General features: G+C 64.8%; 2 protein-coding genes. Both read left to right on the forward strand.

The genetic code is table 11. The features are described from left to right. A partial coding sequence (locus Acor_RS41900; protein ID WP_340163136.1) for a DUF6879 family protein occupies positions 1-356 on the forward strand: 356 nt, incomplete at its 5' end. Positions 357-404: 48 nt separating this feature from the next. Beyond that, positions 405-2,550: ATP-binding protein (locus Acor_RS41905; protein ID WP_155342314.1), on the forward strand; the 2,146-nt coding region annotated here is incomplete at its 3' end.

Below are 2,550 nucleotides of genomic sequence, written 5' to 3' on the forward strand. Positions count from 1 at the left end.
AGCCCTGCCTGTACCTCCAGTGGGAACTTCATCTGTTGCGTCTTCGCGCGGAATGCGGGGAGAAGATCCGGGTTGTCGGCCCGGAAGCCGTCGCGTCGTACGAGGCGACTCATCCCCTTCCGGAGTTGGTCACCCTGGGTGAACAGAAGCTCTACCAGGTGCTTTATGACGATGATGGCGTGTCCGACGGCGCGGTCAGCTTCACAGATCCGGAGATCGTCGAGCACTGGACCTCGTTCATTCGAGAACTGTTCATTCAGGGCGAGGACCTGGCACCTTTCTTCACCCGGAAGATCGCTGCGATGCCACCGCCGGTCGGCAACTGTCGTGAGCCGGTACGGGCGCATCACAGGTAACCCAGCCGTGAGCGATGAATCCGATAGGGCGACGGCTGGGGATATCAGGTGGTGCGGGCAGGCGGACAACTTCCTGAGGAGCCGGAGCGGGCGCCCACGCAGGGCACTCATTCCGAGCTCTCCGGGTCAGCCAGCAATGTGGTGCAGTCGGGCAACATTGGCGGCGGTGTTCATTTTCACCAGTCCGGACCCGCGGCGGCGCCGCTGCCTCGGCAACTACCCGGTGATGTGAGAGGTTTCGTCGATCGGCTCACCGAATCGCGGCATCTCGACGCGGTGCTGTTTCCGGACGCGACCGAGCCGCCGACGATGTCGATGGCGATAATCGCGGGCACAGCGGGTGTGGGCAAGACCTCTTTCGCGTTGCACTGGGCGCACCAGGCGCAGGATCATTTTCCCGATGGCCAGCTCTATGTGAATCTCCGCGGATACGACCCAGGCGAACCGGTAAGGCCACAGCAGGCCCTTGAGCGATTCCTTGGCGCGCTCGGCGTTTCACCCCAGGCGATCCCGGCCGATGTGGACGCGTCCGCAGGACTGTACCGCTCACTGCTCGCGGGAAGGCGCATGCTCATCGTACTGGACAACGCCGCGACGGCCGCTCAGGTCCGGCCACTCCTGCCGGGCACGGCCGGATGTCTTGTCCTGGTGACCAGCCGCAGCCGCCTGTCCGGCCTCGTGGTCCGCGAGGGAGCGCATCGCCTCACCCTGGGCATGTTGCCGGAGGCCGAGGCCATCGAGTTGCTGCGTGTCGTGACCGCCGGATATCGGTCGCAGGACGACCCCGCGATGCTGGCCGAGCTGGCGCAACTGTGCGCTCGCCTGCCCTTGGCGCTGCGCATAGCGGCCGAGCGCGCCGCGAGCAGGCCGTGGATGCACCTCGATGAATTGGTCGCGGATTTGCGCAGCGAGTCGGCTCTCTGGGACGCACTCACCGCCGAGGAGAGTGAGGCGGACGCGGTACGGACTGTTTTCGCCTGGTCCTATCGCGCTCTACCGGCGGATACGGCGCGACTGTTCAGGCTGCTGGGACTGCACCCCGGGGCGGAATTCAGCGTTCCCGTCGTCGCCGCCATGGTCGGTACGAGCGTGACGTCGGCACGAAATCAGTTGGACGCTCTGGCCGGAGCACACATGCTGGAGAACAATTCGCCCGGCCGATATCAGTTTCATGACCTTCTGCGCAGCTACGCCACCGAGCAGGCCGGCCTTGAGGAGACACAGGAAAGTCGTCTTACGCATGTGCGGCGCGCGATCGAATGGTATTTGCGTATGGCGGACGCGGCGCAGAGCTTGATCAACCCCAACGAGGCTCGGGTTCCTCTCGATTCATCGGGGGACTACGGCATCGAGCCGCTCGTCTTCGCCGCCTACAATGATGCGATCGACTGGTATGAGACCGAAAGACCCGGCCTCGTCGCCGCCGTTCGCGCCGCCGCGACGGCCGGCCTGCACGAGATCGCCTGGAAGTTGGCAGTCGTATTGCGTTCCATGTACATGCGCTTCAACCCGTTCGACGACTGGATCACCACCGCGACCATCGGCCTGAGCTCCGCGCGGGACCTTGGCGACAAAGCCGCCGAGGCCGAACTGCTGGAAAGCCTGGGAATGGCCCATACCCAATCCCATCGCCTGCGCGAGGGTATCGAGTTCCACACCGCCGCCCTGGCCATTCGCCGGGATCTGGGAAACCGCTCGGCCGAGGCGCTGTCCCTGAACGCTATCGGGCTGATCCACCTCAGGAGCCGTGATCTGACTGGGGCGAGCACTATGTTCAGGCGCGGCATGACGATATTCCGTGATCTCGGCGATTCCTACTGGGAAGCCGTGACCGCGGCCAACCTCGCGGATGTCCAAACAGAACTCGGCCTCCTCGCCGAGGCCGACCTCCTGGTACGGCACGCGCTGGAGATCTTCCGGAGGCGCGGCGAAAAGGGCGGCGAGGGAAACGCGCTTCGAATCCTCTCCGGGATCGGACGAGAACTCGGTGACCTCGAAACCGCACAGGAGCATATAGCGCAGGCCGTCGCCATCGCGCGCGAGCGGCGCAACCCTGTGTGGGAGGGATACTGGCTCATCGAATTCGGCAAGGTCCAGCAGATGCGAGGGAGCGCGGACGCACTCGTCTCCTTTCAGCGTGCGGCCCAACTACAACGCGAGCTCGGTGACTTGGCGCGCGAAGCACGGGCCTGGA

The sequence above is a fragment of the Acrocarpospora corrugata genome, from assembly GCF_009687845.1.
Taxonomy (GTDB): Bacteria; Actinomycetota; Actinomycetes; order Streptosporangiales; family Streptosporangiaceae; genus Acrocarpospora; species Acrocarpospora corrugata.